Consider the following 16186-nt stretch of genomic DNA (forward strand, 5'->3'; position numbering starts at 1 on the left):
GACGATCCCCGCCCTTCAATTTCCATATAGGACGAATTTGCCGTGACAGAAGCCGTCATCGAACTGAGGGATGTATCGCTGACGCTGGGCCAGGGGGCTTCCTCGGTGCATGTGCTGAAGGGCGTGAGCCTCGATGTCGCGGCGGGCGAAGCAACAGGCATCGTCGGCCCCTCGGGTTCCGGCAAGTCGACGCTGCTGATGGTTCTGGCAGGATTGGAGCGGGTCGACGGCGGCACGGTGACGATTGCCGGCGAGCTGCTCAACGGCCGCAGCGAAGACCAGATCGCGGCTTTCCGCGGCCGCAACATCGGCATCGTGTTCCAGTCGTTTCACCTGATCCCCAATATGACGGCGCTGGAAAACGTCGCGGTGCCGCTGGAGCTGGCCGGCAAGCGCGATGCCTTTGCCATCGCCGCGCGCGAACTGGCGGCCGTCGGCCTTGCCGATCGCGTCACGCATTATCCGGGTGAGCTTTCGGGCGGCGAGCAGCAGCGCGTGGCGATCGCGCGTGCGCTGGCGCCGGAACCGCGCATCCTGATCGCCGACGAGCCGACCGGCAATCTCGACCAGGCGACCGGCCGCCAGATCGCCGACCTGCTGTTTGCCAAGGCTGCCGAACGGGCGATGACTTTGGTGCTCGTCACGCACGACCCAGCACTTGCCGCGCGCTGCGACCGCCAGGTGGCGATGCGCTCGGGGCGGATCGAGACCGCGACGATCGCGCCGGTTGCCGAGAAGGTGCGGGCATGAGGGTGCCCCTATGCTGAAGGACCTGCCTCTCGCCTTCCGCTTCGCATCGCGCGAGATGCGCGGCGGCCTGCGCGGCTTCCTGATCTTCCTGACCTGCATCGCACTTGGCGTGGCTGCCATCGGCGGGGTCAATTCGGTGGCCCGCGCCATCACCGCAGGCGTTGCCAGTGAAGGCCAGGCGCTGCTTGGCGGCGACATCCGCTTCCAGCTGATCCAGCGCGAGGCGACGGACAAGGAAAAGACCTTCCTCGAAGGGCTCGGCACGGTCTCGCACAATGCCGGCATGCGCTCGATGGCGCGGCTGGAGGACGGCTCCGACCAGTCACTGGTCGAGGCCAAGGCGGTCGATGCCGCCTACCCGCTCTATGGGACGCTGGTCACCGAACCGGCGCTGCCGCGCGACGAACTCTTTGCCGAAAAGTCGGGCGCTTATGGTGCTGCCGCGCCGGACCTGTTGTTCGAAAGGCTCGACCTCAAGCTCGGCGACAGGATCAGGCTCGGCGGCACGACCTTCGAACTGAGGGCCAAGCTGGTCAATGAACCCGACGCGGTTTCCGACGGTTTCGGTTTCGCCCCGCGCCTGCTGGTGTCGATGGAGGGCCTGAGCGCTTCCGGGCTGATCCAGCCGGGCAGCCTGGTCGAACACGCCTACAAGATCCGCATGCCGGTCGGCACCAGCGAGGCCGAGGTCACGGCCGTGCGCGAGCGGGCGAACGCGGAACTGCCCGAAGCCGGCTGGAGCATCCGCACCCGCAGCAATGCGGCGCCGGCGCTCTCGGCCAATATCGAGCGTTTCACGCAGTTCCTGACCCTGGTTGGGCTAACCTCGCTGGTGGTCGGCGGCGTTGGCGTGGCCAATGCCGTGCGCGCCTATCTCGACGGCAAGCGCGGCGTCATCGCCACCTTCAAGAGCCTCGGCGCCTCCGGCGGCTTCGTGCTGTCGGTTTATCTCAACCAGATACTGCTGATCGCCGGGTTCGGCATCGCCGTCGGCCTTGTGCTCGGCGCGCTGATGCCATTTGCGGCAAGTGCGGCGCTGCAGTCCGTCATTCCGGTCCCGGCCGAGGCGGGCGTCTATCCTGCCGCGCTTGGCATGGCTGCCCTGTTCGGCGTGCTGGTGACGCTTGCCTTTGCCATCCTGCCGCTGGGCCGCGCCCGCGACGTGCCGGCGACCGCGCTGTTCCGCGAGATGGGTTTCGAGGGGCGCGGCTTGCCGCGGCTGGTCTACATCGCGACAGCCGTGGGCATCGCGGCGGCGCTGGCATTGCTCGCCATCTGGTTCGCCGGCGACCGCCGCATCGCCACCATCTTCGTCGGCGCGACGGTGTTTTCGTTCCTGGTGCTGCGCGCGGTGGCTGTCGCCGTGCAGTGGCTGGCGCGCAAGAGCCCGCGCGTGCGCTCGACCGCCCTTCGCCTTGCCATCGGCAACATCCACCGGCCCGGCGCGCTGACGCCGTCGGTGGTGCTGTCGCTCGGACTGGGGCTGACGCTGCTGGTGACGCTGGCGCTGATCGACGGCAATCTGCGCCGCCAGATCGCCGGCAGCCTGCCGGAGCGGGCGCCGAACTTCTTCTTCGTCGACATCCAACCCGGCGAGGTCGAGGACTTCGCCAAACTGGTGCAGGCCGAAGCGCCCGGTGGCAAGCTGGTGCGCGTGCCGATGCTGCGGGGCCGGGTGATGGCGCTAAACGGCACCGACGTGCAGAAGCTCAACGTGCCGCCCGAGGGCGCCTGGGTGCTGCGCGGCGACCGCGGCCTGACCTATGCCAAGAACATCCCGGAAAACTCGACGCTGTCGCAAGGCGAGTGGTGGCCGGCGGACTATGCGGGCGAGCCGCTGGTATCGTTTTCGGCGCAAGAGGCTGGTGAACTCGGTCTCAAGCTTGGCGACATGGTGACGGTCAACGTGCTGGGCCGCAACGTGACGGCGAAGATCGCCAATTTCCGCGAAGTGCAGTGGGAATCGATGGGCATCAACTTCGTCATGGTATTTTCGCCCAACACATTCGCCGGCGCACCGCATAGCTGGCTTGCCACGCTGACCGAGGACAAGGCGTCGCCGATCCAGGAATCACGCATCCTCAATTCGGTGACGCGCAGCTATCCGGCCATCACCACGGTTCGCGTCAAGGATGCGCTCGACGTCGTCAACCGGCTCGTCGCCCAGCTTGGCACGGCGATCCGCGCGGCTGCCGGCGTGGCGCTGATCGCTTCAGTGCTGGTGCTGGCAGGGGCGCTCGCAGCGGGCAATCGCGCCCGGGTCCACGACGCGGTGATCCTGAAGACGCTGGGTGCCACCCGGCGGACGCTGATCTCGGCCTTTTCGCTCGAATACATGCTGATCGGCCTGGCCACGGCGGTGTTCGCGCTCGCTGCCGGCGGCGTCGCGGCCTGGTTCGTCGTTGCCCGAATCATGACGTTGCCGTCGTCCTTCCTGCCCGAGGTCGCGGTCGCGACGATCGTCTTCGCCCTGGTGCTGACGGTCGGCTTCGGCCTCATCGGCACATGGCGCGTGCTTGGCCACAAGGCAGCACCGGTGTTGCGCAGCGAGTAGCGAAATGGCGTTGAGGGGCTGGACTTCAACGACATTTGTATGAGAAATGGCCCTCACAGCGGGTTTCAGGCCGTAACGGGCCTTGTTCTGGCCTGAAAGAATCATCATATTTCGGCGGAGGCATGCTGGAGCCCCGCCAGCGGCGCCTGGGTTTCGGCCTGACACCCGACGGGGCAGAAGCAACAGAGGAAACCATGTCCGACTTCAGAAATTACCAGACGCGTACGGCGACGGCGGGCAGCCGCGTCGACGCGTCGATCGACGAGGGCCTGCGCGCCTACATGCTGAAGGTTTACAACCTGATGGCGCTTGGCCTCGCAATCACCGGCCTGGCCGCCTTCGGCACGATGATGCTGGCGACCACCAATGATCCGGCAACTGCCGTCGCCACGATGGGCAACGGCAAGATGCTGACCAGCCTTGGCGTCGCGCTCTATGGTTCGCCGCTGAAGTGGGTCGTCATGCTGGCTCCGCTCGGCATGGTGTTCTTCCTGAGCGCCCGCATCCAGTCGATGAGCACCTCGGGCGCGCAGACCGCGTTCTGGGTCTTCGCCGGCCTGATGGGCCTGTCGCTGTCGTCGATCTTCCTGGTCTACACCAGCGCCAGCATCGTGCAGACCTTCTTCGTGACCGCTGCCGCCTTCGGCGCGCTGTCGCTGTTTGGCTACACGACCAAGCGTGACCTGACGGCCATGGGCTCGTTCCTGATCATGGGCGTGTTCGGCATCCTGATCGCGATGGTGGTCAACATCTTCCTGCAGTCGTCGGCCCTGCAGTTCGCCATCTCGGCGATCGGCGTGCTGGTGTTCTCGGGCCTGACCGCCTACGACACGCAGAAGATCAAGGAGATGTATTTCGACGGCGACGACGCACTCGTCTCCGGCCGCAAGGCGATCATGGGCGCGCTCACGCTCTATCTCGACTTCATCAACCTGTTCTCGTTCCTGCTGTCGTTCTTGGGCAACCGCGAATAACGCATCGAGACTGGACCATCAGACTTTCGAAGGGCGGCCCAACGGCCGCCCTTTTCATTTGTGCCGAGCTTTGCTCTAATGGAGGCAACAATCTGGATTGCCTAAAAAATGAGCATGACTATACGGCACGCACTGCCAGACGACCTCGACCGGATTACCGAGATCTATACCGACGCGGTGCTCAACGGCACGGCAAGCTACGAGTTGGAACCGCCGACGCGTGCCGAAATGGGCGCGCGCTACGAGGCGCTGATGGAGGGCGGTTATCCCTATCTCGTCGCTGAACGGGACGGCATCATCCTGGGCTACGCCTATGCCGGTCCATTCCGGGCGCGCCCGGCCTATCGTTTCATCGTCGAGGATTCGATCTATATCGCGCCCGAGGCCAAGGGCACGGGCATCGGCAAGGCATTGATGCAGGCGCTGATCGACGAGGCAACCATCCTCGGCTTTCGCCAGATCATTGCGGTGATCGGCGACGGCCATGCCGATAGCGCGTCGGTTCGGCTGCATGAAAGGCTCGGCTTCCACCATACCGGACGGATGGAAGGCTCTGGCTACAAGCATGGCCGCTGGCTCGACACCGTGTTCATGCAGCTGGCGATGAATGGCGGCGCTACGCTTCCGCCCGACGCCAATTCGATGCCCGAGCGCCGCTTCGTGGCCAAGGGCGGCAAGGGCTAAGTCAGCCCGGACCTTCGATTAGCGGCACGAAACGCACGTCGACCAACGGCCGCTGGCTGTAGTCCTTGTCGCCGGTGCGCACGATCTTCATCAGTTTCTGGTCGCCGAGCGGCCCGAGCGGCAAGACGAGCCGGCCACCGATGGCCAGCTGTTCCTTCCAGGCCGCCGGCACCTTGCGGGTTCCCGCCGCTGAAAGAATGGCATCGAACGGTGCCTGGCCGGCGTACCCTGCCGTGCCGTCGCCCGATATGACTTCCACATTCGCATAGCCGAGCCGCTGCAGCCGGCTTGTCGCCAGCTCGGCCAGTGCCGCCACGCGCTCGATGGTGACGACGTGCCCGGCGATTTCAGCCATCACCGCCGCTGCGTAGCCCGAGCCGGCGCCGATCTCCAGTGCCTTGCCTGCTCCCGTCAGCTCGGCCGCCTGGGCCATCAACGCGACGATGTAGGGCTGGGAGATGGTCTGGCCGTGGGCGATCGGCAGTGCCGTATCCTCATAGGCGTAGTCGCGCAGCGCATCGGTGACGAACTCTTCGCGCGGCACCGCGGACAGCGCCTCGAGTACCGCCAGGTCGCGTATGCCGCGCCGGGCGATCTGGTATTCGACCATTCTGAGGCGCGCTGCCCTGTAGTCGATCATGGCCTTGCCTGCCGTTGCCAATTAACCGGCATGCGGGCACGAAGTTCCCCGCGTGCCGGACTTGCCGCAACGTCCGCCTGATGTTGCAGCGCGACGATCATGTTGCATTGCACAAAACGCAAAGCTCCTATGCAATATCAACACTTTAAAACCCGACCCGGCGGAGCTAGATGTAGGTCATCGAATTTGTCGGGCCTACCTCCTCCCAGGTTTCCGACGAATAGGTCAGCGCCTACCTCCTCCCAGACGCTGGCCACCAATACGACACCCGCCGGACCTCCTCCCCCGGCGGGTGTTGTTTTTTCAGCCTCCCCCACATCGACAACTTCTGTGCCCCGCCAATCGGGTTGCAAGCTGTGCTTTCCGCCGGGTTTTGTGGACCACGTCAGGCCAATTCGCCGGCCAGAGCCCGTGGCGCTGCGACTGGTGTGGTGTTTCGGTGCCCGATCAGGCTATAGGCAATGCCAAGCGTCTCCCGGCAAGGCCCGCGGAGATACCAAACGATGAAGCCCCGGCCGGCGACAAGCAAAAACAGACACGCAGATGGCCGCGGGTGGTGAGGAACGAGGAAAGGTAATCAGCATGAACGTGACCAGCGAAACCGCTGCCCTTCTCGAACGGCTGGGCGTTGCCAAGGCCGATTTCAGCGGTGGCGACCTGATCGTGCGCAGCCCGGTGACCGGCGAGCAGATCGGCGCGCTGACGTCGATCTCGCCTGCCGAGGCCGGCAAGGCCATCGAACGCGCCGACACGGCCTTCAAGGCCTGGCGCAACGTGCCGGCGCCGAAGCGCGGCGAGCTCGTCCGCCTGCTCGGCGAGGAACTGCGCGCCGCCAAGACCGACCTCGGCCGGCTGGTGTCGATCGAGGTGGGAAAGATCCCGTCGGAAGGCCTGGGCGAAGTCCAGGAGATGATCGACATCTGCGACTTCGCCGTCGGCCTGTCGCGCCAGCTCTACGGCCTGACAATTGCCACCGAGCGCCCCGGCCATCGCATGATGGAGACGTGGCACCCGCTCGGCGTGGTCGGCGTGATCTCCGCCTTCAATTTCCCCGTCGCGGTGTGGTCGTGGAATGCAGCACTCGCCTTCGTCTGCGGCAACGCGGTGGTGTGGAAGCCGTCGGAAAAGACGCCGCTGACCGCACTCGCCTGCGACGCGATCTTCAAGCGCGCCGCGGCCCGTTTCGGTGCCGATGCGCCCGAAAACCTGTCGCAGGTGCTGATCGGCGACCGCGCCGTCGGCGAGGTGCTCGTCGACCACCCCAAGGTGCCGCTGGTGTCGGCCACCGGCTCGACCCGCATGGGCCGCGATGTCGGCCCCCGGCTGGCCAAGCGTTTTGCCCGCGCCATCCTCGAGCTCGGCGGCAACAATGCCGGCATCGTCTGCCCCTCGGCCAATCTCGACATGGCGCTGCGCGCCATCGCCTTCGGCGCCATGGGCACCGCCGGCCAGCGCTGCACCACCATGCGCCGCCTGTTCGTGCATGACAGCGTCTACGACGCGCTCGTGCCGCGCCTGAAGAAGGCCTATGAGAGCGTTTCGGTCGGCAGCCCGCTGGAGACCTCGGCGCTGGTCGGCCCGCTGATCGACAAGGCCGCCTTCGACGGCATGCAGAAGGCGCTGAAGGAAGCAGCCGGACATGGCGGCAAGGTCACCGGCGGCACCCGCGTCGACAACGGCCATGACGGCGCCTTCTACGTCAAGCCGGCGCTGGTGGAGATGCCGGGCCAGGTCGGCCCGGTGCTCGAAGAGACCTTCGCGCCGATCCTCTATGTGATGAAGTATTCCGACTTCGACCAGGTGCTGGAACTGCACAACGCGGTCGGCGCCGGCCTGTCGTCGTCGATCTTCACGCTCGACCTGCAGGAGGCCGAGCGCTTCCTGTCGGTCGAGGGTTCGGACTGCGGCATCGCCAACGTCAACATCGGCACTTCGGGCGCGGAGATAGGCGGCGCGTTCGGCGGTGAAAAGGAGACCGGCGGCGGCCGCGAGAGCGGTTCGGACGCGTGGCGCGCCTACATGCGCCGCGCTACCAACACCGTGAACTATTCCAAGGCGCTGCCGCTGGCGCAGGGCGTGTCGTTCGACATCGAATAAGTTATCGGGTGAGCCAACAGGCCTGACCGAAACCAAAGCGTCGCCCGCGAAAGCAGGCGGCGCTTTTTGTTTGCTTCGGCTACGAAGCTTGACGGCGCGGCGGCGAAGCGGCTCAGATCGCGGCGGAAGCAGAACGGGGTGGACATGGTCGAACTCAGCATCAGCGGCGATGGCCGCTTGGACGGCACCATCGAGACGGTCGAGATGCACACGGGCGGCGAACCGGTGCGCATCGTCACCTCGGGCTATCCGCCGATCCCCGGCGCGACGATCCTGGACAAGCGCCGGCACGCCCGTGAAAACCTCGACCACCTGCGCAAGCTGATCATGTTCGAGCCGCGCGGCCATTACGACATGTACGGCGTGATCCCGGTGGAGCCCGACCTGCCCGGCGCCGACATGGCGGTGCTGTTCATCCACAATGAGGGTTACTCGACGATGTGCGGCCACGCCACCATCGCGCTCGGACGCTATGCGGTGGATCACGGCATCGTCGCGCCCCAGGTGCCGGTGACCGAGGTCAGGCTGCAGTGCCCGTGCGGGCTGGTCAACGTCAGGGTCGAGGTCGAAAGGACGGCGGATGGCTTCGCCACAGGTGCTGCGTCCTTCGAGAGCGTGGCGTCCTTCGCCTTTGCGCTCGACCAGAAGATCGACGTGCCGGGGCTGGGCGGCGTGACGTTCGATGTCGGTTATGGCGGCGCCTTCTACGCGCTGGTCGAGGCCGCCTCGATCGGGCTCGATCTCAAGGCAACGCCGCTCGACCGGCTGGTCGATGCCGCCGACCGCATCACCAAGGCGGTGGCGAAATGCCTGCCGCTCGAACATCCCGACGACCCAGATCTTGCCTTCCTCTACGGCACCATCCTGACCGACGGCGGCGAGGGGGCGCTGGATCCGACGCGCAATCTCTGCGTCTTTGCCGAGCGCGAGGTCGACCGCAGCCCGACAGGTTCCGGCGTGTCCGCGCGGATCGCGGTTGCCGTTGCCCGGGGAACACTTGGGTGGGGCGAACAGCGCCGCTTCGAGAGCGTCACCGGTGCGGTGTTTTCCGGCAAGGCGGTGCGCGCCGACAAGGTCGGGCGGTTCGATGCCGTTCGCGTCGAGGTCGGCGGGCGGGCGTTCTATTCGGGGCGTTCTAGCTTCTCGATTGAGGCGGGCGACGAACTTGGCCGCGGCTTCCTGCTGCGGTAATGCGCCAGATCAAAGAATATGTCGCAGTTTCCGGTAATTCTCCGGGCCTGCCGATGATGCTATCAATTCGGCATCGAAGCTGAGGATCGGGCCGCTTGGTCGTGTTTCGCCGCCAGGGATGGGGATTTGGGGTCGCGTTTGCCGCGGCGCTGATGCTCGTCCTGCAGACGGCGGCCGCAGCGCTGGCGATTGGGCAGGGCACGCCGCCGCTCGACATCTTCGGCAACCCGCTCTGCATTACATCAGCCACTGACCACACAGCGCCTGCCAAGAGCGATCATCCGAGCCTGCCGGAATGCTGCACGCTCGGCTGCAACATGTTCTCCACTGCAATGGCCATGCCGCCCGACGGCGTGGCATTGCCGGTCACGCTGCAGTTTCCAATGGCAGCCGCGTTCGTTCACGTGCGGCGCGATCCGCCTACGGCTGCGAAGCACGATCCGGGCAGTCCGCGCGCGCCGCCACCGGCCGCCTGAGATCACTTTCGCGCGCAAACGCCCGCGGCGTAGTGAAATTTCGCCTGAAAACGAACCTCGCGCCACGATGGCTGGCGCTTCCATTCCATATCGGAGTTCCCCATGACCAATTCCGCTCGCGCCTTTGCGCGCCCGCTCTTCCGCAGCTTCGAAGAACGTCTCGGCATCATCGTCTTTGCGGCGATGCTGCTGTTTGCCTCGACGCATGCTTTACTCGCCCACGGCTTCAAGGTCGGCGATCTCGAGATCGGCCACCCGTGGTCGCGCGCCACGCCAGCCGGGGCCAAGGTTGCCGCCGGCTATCTCACCGTCAAGAACACCGGCGCGGAAGCCGACCGGCTGGTTTCGATCCAGTCGGATGTCTCCGAAAAGGCCGAGATCCACGAGATGGCCGTCGACGCCAAGGGCGTGATGACCATGCGCCAGGTGGCCGAGGGCGTCGAAATCCCGGCCGGCGGCGAAGTCGCGCTCAAGCCGGGCGCCTATCACATCATGTTCATGGGCCTGAAGGCGCCGGTGAAGGAAGGCGAGAAGTTCTCTGGCACGCTGACCTTCGAAAAGGCAGGCACGGTGACGGTCGAGTTCCAGGCCGACAAGATGGGCGGCCAGAGCCAAGACCATTCCGGTCACTGACAGCATGGGCGCGCGCCATCTGCTCCGCACCAAGGGCGGCCTGCCGCCTGAAGGCGCGCGCCTCGCAGCCTTGCTCGCCCGGTTCCTGCTGGCCGCCGCAATCCTTGTCGGCGGTACTGCCATGGCCGCGGCCCATGCCTCGTTGCTGCGGGCGACGCCGGCCGAAGGTACGGTGGTCCAGACGTTGCCGCCGCAAGCGACGCTGACCTTCAGCGAGCCGGTGACACCTCTGGTCATCGAACTTCTGCGGCCGGACGGGGGTTCTGTCCGGCTCATCGGCGATGTCTCGGACGACAGCCTGAGCATCGCTTTGCCAGCAAATGATGCCGCCAGCGGCACTTACCTGCTGTCATGGCGCGTGGTTTCGACCGACGGCCATCCGGTCGCAGGCTATTCAACCTTTTCCGTCGGCAGCCCCAGCGCCACGCCGCCGGTGACGCCCGAGTTGAACGACCAGACGTTGCGGGCGACTCTCTGGGCGGCAAAACTCGCGCTTTATCTCGGTGTGTTCTTCGGCGCCGGCGGCGCGTTTGCACTGGCCTGGCTTGCACCCAAGAGCCGCCACGGCATGGCGACCGTCACCGCCTTCACCGCTCTCGGCCTGGTCGCAGCACCTGTCTCGTTCGGCCTGCAGGGGCTCGATGCGCTCGGCGCGCCGCTCGGGCTGCTTGGCCAGCCGGTCACCTGGCAGGCGGCGGCTGCGACCAGCTACGGTTTCACCGCGGCGATCGCCTTCATGGCGCTGGCGCTGGCGCTTCTGGCGCTGGCGAGCGAGGGCGCGCTGGCGCGTGGGCTGGCGCTGGCGGCACTCGTCGGCACAGGTGCTGCGCTCGCGGCAAGCGGGCACGCCAGCGCGGCCGCCCCGCAATGGCTGACGCGGCCGATGGTCTTCGTCCACGGCGCGGGCATCGCCTTCTGGGCCGGCGCGCTCGTGCCGCTCGGCCTGGCCTGCCGCCACCGTGCGCCCGATGCCGGCGAGGCGTTGCGCCGTTTCTCGACCGCGATCCCCTATGTGGTCGCAGCCCTGATTGCTGCCGGCGTGGTGCTGGCCGTCATCCAGGTGGAGAAGGTCCAAGCCCTATGGCAGACGGCCTATGGCCGGCTCCTGCTGATCAAGCTGGCGCTCGTCGTGCCGCTGCTGCTGCTTGCCGCCGTCAATCGATGGAAGCTGACCAAACCGTCACTGGTCGCGCAGCCGGATGCGCAGCGACGGCTTGCGCGCAATATCGTCCTCGAGACGCTGGTCATGGTGGCGATCCTTGCGGCCGTCGCCGGCTTCCGCTTCACGCCGCCGCCGCGCGTGCTGGCGATCGAGGCAGCCGAACCGGCGACATTCCATGTTCATACGCCGGAGGCGATGGCCGACGTCAGTCTCACGCCCGGACGCGCCGGCGCCGTAAGCGCCTCGATCGTGATCATGTCGGGCGATTTCGGCCCGCTCGACGCGCGCAGCGTGACGCTGCGAATGAACCATGCGGAAGCCAAGGTGGCGCCGATCAGCGTCAGCGCGCACAAGCCCGGCGACGGCACCTGGCGTATCGACGGCATGGAACTGCCTGTGCCGGGAACATGGACGGCGGCGATCGACGTCGAGATCTCTGCGACCGAACGCGTGACACTGACCAGCGAGATCACCATCCGCCCATAGAGTTGAGCGGACGGAGCCTAGCTGGCGGCACCTCCGTCAGGCGACGCCCGACTGGCGGCTGAGCGCCAGGCCCGAGGCCTCGATGCGGCGCACGCCCGAGGTCGACGCTTTCGGCGTCTCGGCCGGGCGGGTTTCGCGGCCGACGAGGCTTGCGATCTCCGATAGCGGCTGGGGCCGGCCAAACAGGAAGCCCTGCATTTCGGAGCAGCCCTCGGCGCGCAGGAACTCGAAGTTCTCCTGCTTTTCGACACCCTCGGCGAGCACCGGGATGCGGAGGTCGTTGGCCAGCAGGATGGTCGCCCGGACGATCGCAGCTGACGCGCTGTCATTGGCCACGTCCTCGACGAAGGAACGGTCGATCTTGACCCTGTCGAAGGGGAAGATCTGCAGCGTCGACAGCGACGAATAGCCGATGCCGTAGTCGTCCATGGCGATGGTGACGCCCAGCGCCTTGAGCTGGCGCACCACATGCAAGGCGCGCTCGCGGTCCTCGATGATGCTGGCCTCGGTGATCTCGAGCTCCAGCCGCGAGGCGGCGAGGCCGGTCGCCAGCAGCGTCTCGTGGACGACCCTAGGCAGGTCGGCCTGGGTGAGCTGGGCGGCGGCGATGTTGACGGCGATCTTGTAGGGCTTGCGCCACGTCGCCACTTCGGCGCAGGCGGTTCGCAGCACCCACTCGCCGATCGGGATGATCAGCCCGTTCTCCTCGGCGATCGGGATGAATTCTTCGGGGGCGACGAGACCGCGTTCGCGGTGATGCCAGCGCAGCAGCGCCTCAAAAGCGGTCACTTCGCCGCTCTTCATGTCGTGCTGCGGCTGGTAATAGAGCTCGAATTCGTCGCGATCCAGCGCATGGCGAAGCTCGATGGCGAGCGCACTGCGCTCGCGCCGGCCCTCGTCCATCGACCGGTCATAGTAGCAGATCTTGTCGGTCAGGGCGCGCTTGGCGCGATACATGGCAAGGTCGGCGGCACCGATCAGGTCGTCGGCGTCGCCCGCATGGTCGGGATAAAGACTGACGCCGACACTGGCGCCGACCGAAAGTGTCTTGGCCTTGTTGTGGATGGGATCGAGGACGCTGTCGACGAGGCGGCGGACAAAGCTGTCGACCTCTTGCCTGGAGCCGATGTCCTGCTTGACGGCGACGAATTCGTCGCCGCCGACGCGCGCCACCAACTCGCCCGGGCCGGTCAGCGCCTTCAGCCGGTTGGCAAGGGTCTGCAGCAGCAGGTCGCCCGCATTGTGGCCGTGGACGTCGTTGATTTCCTTGAAGCGGTCGAGGTCGACGACGATGACGGCTGCTTCCTTGCCGGCGGCGGCGCTACGCTCGAGCATCGCGGGCAGATTGTCGGAAAGGAATGCGCGGTTGGGCAGGCCGGTCAGCGGGTCGTGCTGCGCGGCATGGCGGAAGCTGTCGACCAGTTCGCGCTGCGACTTGGCATCCATTGCATAAAGCGTCAGGCCGGCGATGATCGCCATGGTGGCCAGCACCAGGACGGCCAGGAATTCGCTCGAAAATACCTTTGTCGGCACCGGCACCGAGGGATCGGGCACCAATGTTGCCGCACCCATGCCGGTGAAATGCATGGCGCAAATGGCGAGCACGAGCGCAACGACCGACAGGGGCTTGGCGAAGCGTATGCGCTGGCGGGCCGCCAGGTGCATCGCCAGCGCACCGAAGGCCACGGCAAACAGGATCGAGGCCTCGACCAGCCTGGCGTCCCATTCGATCCGGCCGGCGAACTCGTAGCCGCTCATGCCGGTGTAGTGCATGGCGACGATGCCGATACCGATCACCGCACCCCCGGTTTCGACCGGCATGCCGTTGGGCGGCGTTGCCGAGAGATGCAGTCCGGCAGCGGTGAAGGCGATGGCGATGAGCAGCGAGGCAATCGTCAAAAGAGGATTGAACGCGGCGTCGAAGGGCAGCTGGAAGCCAAGCATGGCGACAAAATGGGTGGTCCAGATGGCCGAGCCGCAGGCGACGCCCGAGAGCATGATCCAGGCGAAGCGGGCCTCGGGGGAGAGGCGCGCGGCGCGGTCGAAAAGCCGCATCGTCATGGCCGCACCGGCGACGCAGACGATCGCCGCAATGACCACGAATGAATAGTCATGCTCGTAAGCAAGACAGGAAATGACCTTGAACATCGCCACGCCTCAATTCCAGCCAGGACTTCCTGGCAGACCCCGGAACGAGTGTTCACAGCAAAGATGAAAGAATTCCCTAATGTAACAATGGTTTCGCTCGGGCTAGACGACTTCGGTGGCGAGGAATCGCCTGTGCAAGGTGTCGCCGGTGCGATATCCGGAGGGAGCGGCTACTGGCCAATCGCGAGCAATCGCCCTGGTTGCGAATCCGGAGCTTATCTCGCACAAATGGACGTCTCAGTTCAAAGGAGCAAGACATGGCCGAGACGAAGACCAAACGCTTCGAGGCAACACTGACGGCGCTGCGGGGCATCCTGATCGTTGCTGCGGCTCTGGTCGGGTTGTTCTATCCGGTGCAGGCGGTGAAGCTGCTGGTCATGGTCGGCGGCGGCCTGCTGCTTGTCGATGGCGTGCTCGGGCTGGCGACGATCGATCATGCGGCGGCGCGTACGACCGGCCACTGGCTGGCATTGGCGCGCAACGTCCTGTCGATCGCCGCCGGCGTGGTCGTGCTGGCCAGCGGCATCCTGGCCAATGTCTTCACCCTGTCCTTCATGGCCGGGCTGGTGGGCGTTCTTGCCCTGGTCGTCGGGCTGATCGAGATGGTGTCGAGCTTCATCGACAGCGAGCGCCAGACGCGGCTTTGGCCGACGCTGGTAGGTGGCGCGGTCTATGCCGCCTTCGGCCTGGCGCTGATGTTCGTGCCGCTGACCAGTGCGGCGACGCTGATGCGCATCGCCACGATCCTGATGCTGCTCTACGCATTGCTTCTGTTCTATCGCGCCTGGCGCATCCGCGCCGGGGCCTGATCCGGTCAGCGCGCGCCGGAGAAGCCGGTGAGGAAGGCGGTCAGGTTGTCGCCGAGCGCATCGCAGAGATAGCCGCCTTCCTGGACCATGACAGTGGGCAGGCCGAGGCGAGCGATCGCTTCGGCGATGCGCGAAAAGCCCGGCGTGGTGACCGACAGGCCGCCGAACGGGTCGCCCTCGAAGGCGTCGAGCCCGAGCGCGACGACGAGTGCATCGGGCGCGAAAGCCTGGATGCGGCGGCTGGCGTGATCCAGCGCGGCGAGAAACTCGGCGTCGCCCGATTTGCGTGGCAAAGGCAGGTTGAGATTGTAGCCGAGGCCGCCCGCTTCGCCGCGTTCGTCGGCATGGCCCCAGAAGAACGGGTAGAAGCGGCTCGGATCGGCATGCAGCGAAACCGTCAGCACATCGGACCTTGCGTAGAAGATGCCTTGGGTGCCGTTGCCGTGATGCAGGTCGACGTCGAGGATGGCGACGCGTGAGGCGGTCGCCCGCAGCCGCTGCGCGGCGATGGCCGAATTGTTGAAGAAGCAGAAGCCGCCGGCAACGTCGGCGAAGGCGTGGTGGCCCGGCGGCCGGCACAGTGCATAGGCGGCCGGCTCGCCGGACAGCACGGCGTCAGCGGTGGCCACCGCGCTCCAGGCGCTCCAGCAGGCACTGTCGAAAGTTTCGGCCGAGATCGGGCAGGCGGTGTCGGCCATGTGATAGCCGGCCTGGCCGGCAGCGCCTGCCGGATAGCTGCCGTTGCGGGCGAAGGGGTGGATGTTGGGGATCACCTCGGCCGACGCGCCTTCCATGCGTTGCCAGCGCTCGAAGATGTGGGCCAGGAACTCGATATATTCGGGCGTGTGGATGGCGGCGATGGGGCCTAGGCCGAAACTGGGTGGGCGGTGGATCGTCGAGCCTGCGGCGCGGGCGCCCGAAAGCAGGCGCTCGACGCGCTCGGGCTGTTCCGGATTGGGCTTTTGCATCCCCATCGACAGGAAAGCCTTGGGGGCGTGGTGCTTCTGCTCGTCGGCGTAGAAGGTCTTCATGTCTGCTCCCCGATGGCTCCGCTCAGACCGGCAAAAGCGTCGCCGCTGGCAAGGTAGGATCGCTGATCGCTCGTCCAAGCAAAACCGAGCCTGACATAGAAGGGGTGCGCCCGCGCGTTGTCGTCGTCGACCGCCAGGCGCATGTAGACGCCGCCTCTGTCGCGGCAAAGCCCGGCGACATGGCGCAAGAGCCGCTCGCCGATGCCGAGACTGCGGAAATGCTTGTCGACATAAAGGTCCTGGACGAACACGCCGGGGCGGCCGTACCAGCTCGAGAAAATCGGGAAGAACAGGCACATGCCGGCAAACGCGCCATCCACTTCCGCGATGACAGCCTCGAAGGCCGGGTTTTCGCCGAAACCGAAACGCCGCAGGTCCGCTTCGGTGCAAGCTACGCCGTCGGCCTCGCCGACATGCTCGGCCAGGCCGGTGATGGCCTGCATCAGCAGCGCCGCATCGTCCGATGTCGCCGGGCGAATGGTGACGGCGATTGGCCGCTTGGCTGTGATGCTCATTCGGTCGAACTCCCGCGCGGATGCGATCTTGATAGC

General features: G+C 66.1%; 14 protein-coding genes. 10 read left to right on the top strand and 4 right to left on the bottom strand.

Annotated elements, in window-relative coordinates; translation table 11 throughout:
• Positions 1–42: 42 nt before the first annotated feature.
• The 4 genes from O1Y97_RS04745 to O1Y97_RS04760 all read left to right on the top strand — a co-directional run bounded on the left by O1Y97_RS04745 (position 43) and on the right by O1Y97_RS04760 (position 4962).
• Positions 43–750: an ABC transporter ATP-binding protein gene (locus O1Y97_RS04745; protein ID WP_108606255.1), complete on the top strand. Its 708-nt coding sequence runs from the start codon at positions 43–45 to the stop codon at positions 748–750.
• A gap of 10 nt (positions 751–760) precedes the next feature.
• On the top strand, positions 761–3304 hold the full coding sequence (locus O1Y97_RS04750) for an ABC transporter permease (RefSeq protein WP_318763282.1): 2544 nt from the start codon (positions 761–763) through the stop codon (positions 3302–3304).
• Positions 3305–3498: 194 nt separating this feature from the next.
• Positions 3499–4278 (top strand): Bax inhibitor-1/YccA family protein, encoded by a 780-nt coding sequence (locus O1Y97_RS04755; RefSeq protein ID WP_183263407.1) that lies wholly within the window; start codon positions 3499–3501, stop codon positions 4276–4278.
• A 108-nt stretch (positions 4279–4386) separates the two neighbouring features.
• Positions 4387–4962 carry a GNAT family N-acetyltransferase gene (locus O1Y97_RS04760; protein ID WP_183263408.1) on the top strand — a complete coding sequence of 192 codons (576 nt, stop codon included), beginning with the start codon at positions 4387–4389 and terminating at the stop codon, positions 4960–4962.
• Between the two features lies 1 nt (position 4963).
• Here the strand turns inward: O1Y97_RS04760 and O1Y97_RS04765 are convergent, their stop codons facing one another.
• Positions 4964–5602 (bottom strand): protein-L-isoaspartate(D-aspartate) O-methyltransferase, encoded by a 639-nt coding sequence (locus O1Y97_RS04765; protein WP_318763283.1) that lies wholly within the window; start codon positions 5600–5602, stop codon positions 4964–4966.
• A gap of 582 nt (positions 5603–6184) precedes the next feature.
• On the opposite strand from O1Y97_RS04765, the gene amaB reads away from it, so the two are divergent.
• The 5 genes from amaB to O1Y97_RS04790 all read left to right on the top strand — a co-directional run bounded on the left by amaB (position 6185) and on the right by O1Y97_RS04790 (position 11647).
• Positions 6185–7699, top strand: a complete 1515-nt coding sequence (amaB, locus tag O1Y97_RS04770; protein ID WP_318763284.1) for an L-piperidine-6-carboxylate dehydrogenase — start codon at positions 6185–6187, stop codon at positions 7697–7699.
• Between the two features lie 144 nt (positions 7700–7843).
• The gene (locus tag O1Y97_RS04775) at positions 7844–8890 is read left to right on the top strand and encodes a proline racemase family protein (protein WP_318763285.1); all 1047 of its coding nucleotides are present in this window, start codon (positions 7844–7846) and stop codon (positions 8888–8890) included.
• 95 nt (positions 8891–8985) lie between these two features.
• Positions 8986–9366: a hypothetical protein gene (locus O1Y97_RS04780; protein ID WP_183263411.1), complete on the top strand. Its 381-nt coding sequence runs from the start codon at positions 8986–8988 to the stop codon at positions 9364–9366.
• Positions 9367–9468: 102 nt separating this feature from the next.
• Positions 9469–9999, top strand: coding sequence for a copper chaperone PCu(A)C (locus O1Y97_RS04785; protein ID WP_183263412.1), 531 nt, complete (start codon positions 9469–9471; stop codon positions 9997–9999).
• A 4-nt stretch (positions 10000–10003) separates the two neighbouring features.
• Entirely contained in the window at positions 10004–11647 is a 1644-nt protein-coding gene (locus tag O1Y97_RS04790) for a copper resistance CopC/CopD family protein (protein ID WP_318763286.1), read from the top strand.
• A 36-nt stretch (positions 11648–11683) separates the two neighbouring features.
• On the opposite strand, the gene O1Y97_RS04795 is transcribed toward O1Y97_RS04790, so the two are convergent.
• Positions 11684–13795 (bottom strand): putative bifunctional diguanylate cyclase/phosphodiesterase, encoded by a 2112-nt coding sequence (locus O1Y97_RS04795; protein ID WP_246389635.1) that lies wholly within the window; start codon positions 13793–13795, stop codon positions 11684–11686.
• 257 nt (positions 13796–14052) lie between these two features.
• Between O1Y97_RS04795 and O1Y97_RS04800 the strand changes: the two genes are divergently transcribed.
• Complete coding sequence (locus tag O1Y97_RS04800) at positions 14053–14604, top strand: DUF308 domain-containing protein (RefSeq protein WP_318763287.1); 552 nt, start codon at positions 14053–14055, stop codon at positions 14602–14604.
• Between the two features lie 5 nt (positions 14605–14609).
• Here the strand turns inward: O1Y97_RS04800 and O1Y97_RS04805 are convergent, their stop codons facing one another.
• Both O1Y97_RS04805 and O1Y97_RS04810 read right to left on the bottom strand, forming a co-directional pair.
• Positions 14610–15635 (bottom strand): histone deacetylase family protein, encoded by a 1026-nt coding sequence (locus O1Y97_RS04805; RefSeq protein WP_318763288.1) that lies wholly within the window; start codon positions 15633–15635, stop codon positions 14610–14612.
• Complete coding sequence (locus O1Y97_RS04810; protein WP_318763289.1) at positions 15632–16150, bottom strand: GNAT family N-acetyltransferase; 519 nt, start codon at positions 16148–16150, stop codon at positions 15632–15634. Before O1Y97_RS04810 ends, O1Y97_RS04805 begins: the two co-directional genes overlap by 4 nt.
• Positions 16151–16186 lie beyond the last annotated feature (36 nt).

Origin of the sequence: Aminobacter niigataensis (assembly GCF_946995915.1) — a bacterium.
GTDB lineage: Bacteria > Pseudomonadota > Alphaproteobacteria > Rhizobiales > Rhizobiaceae > Aminobacter > Aminobacter niigataensis.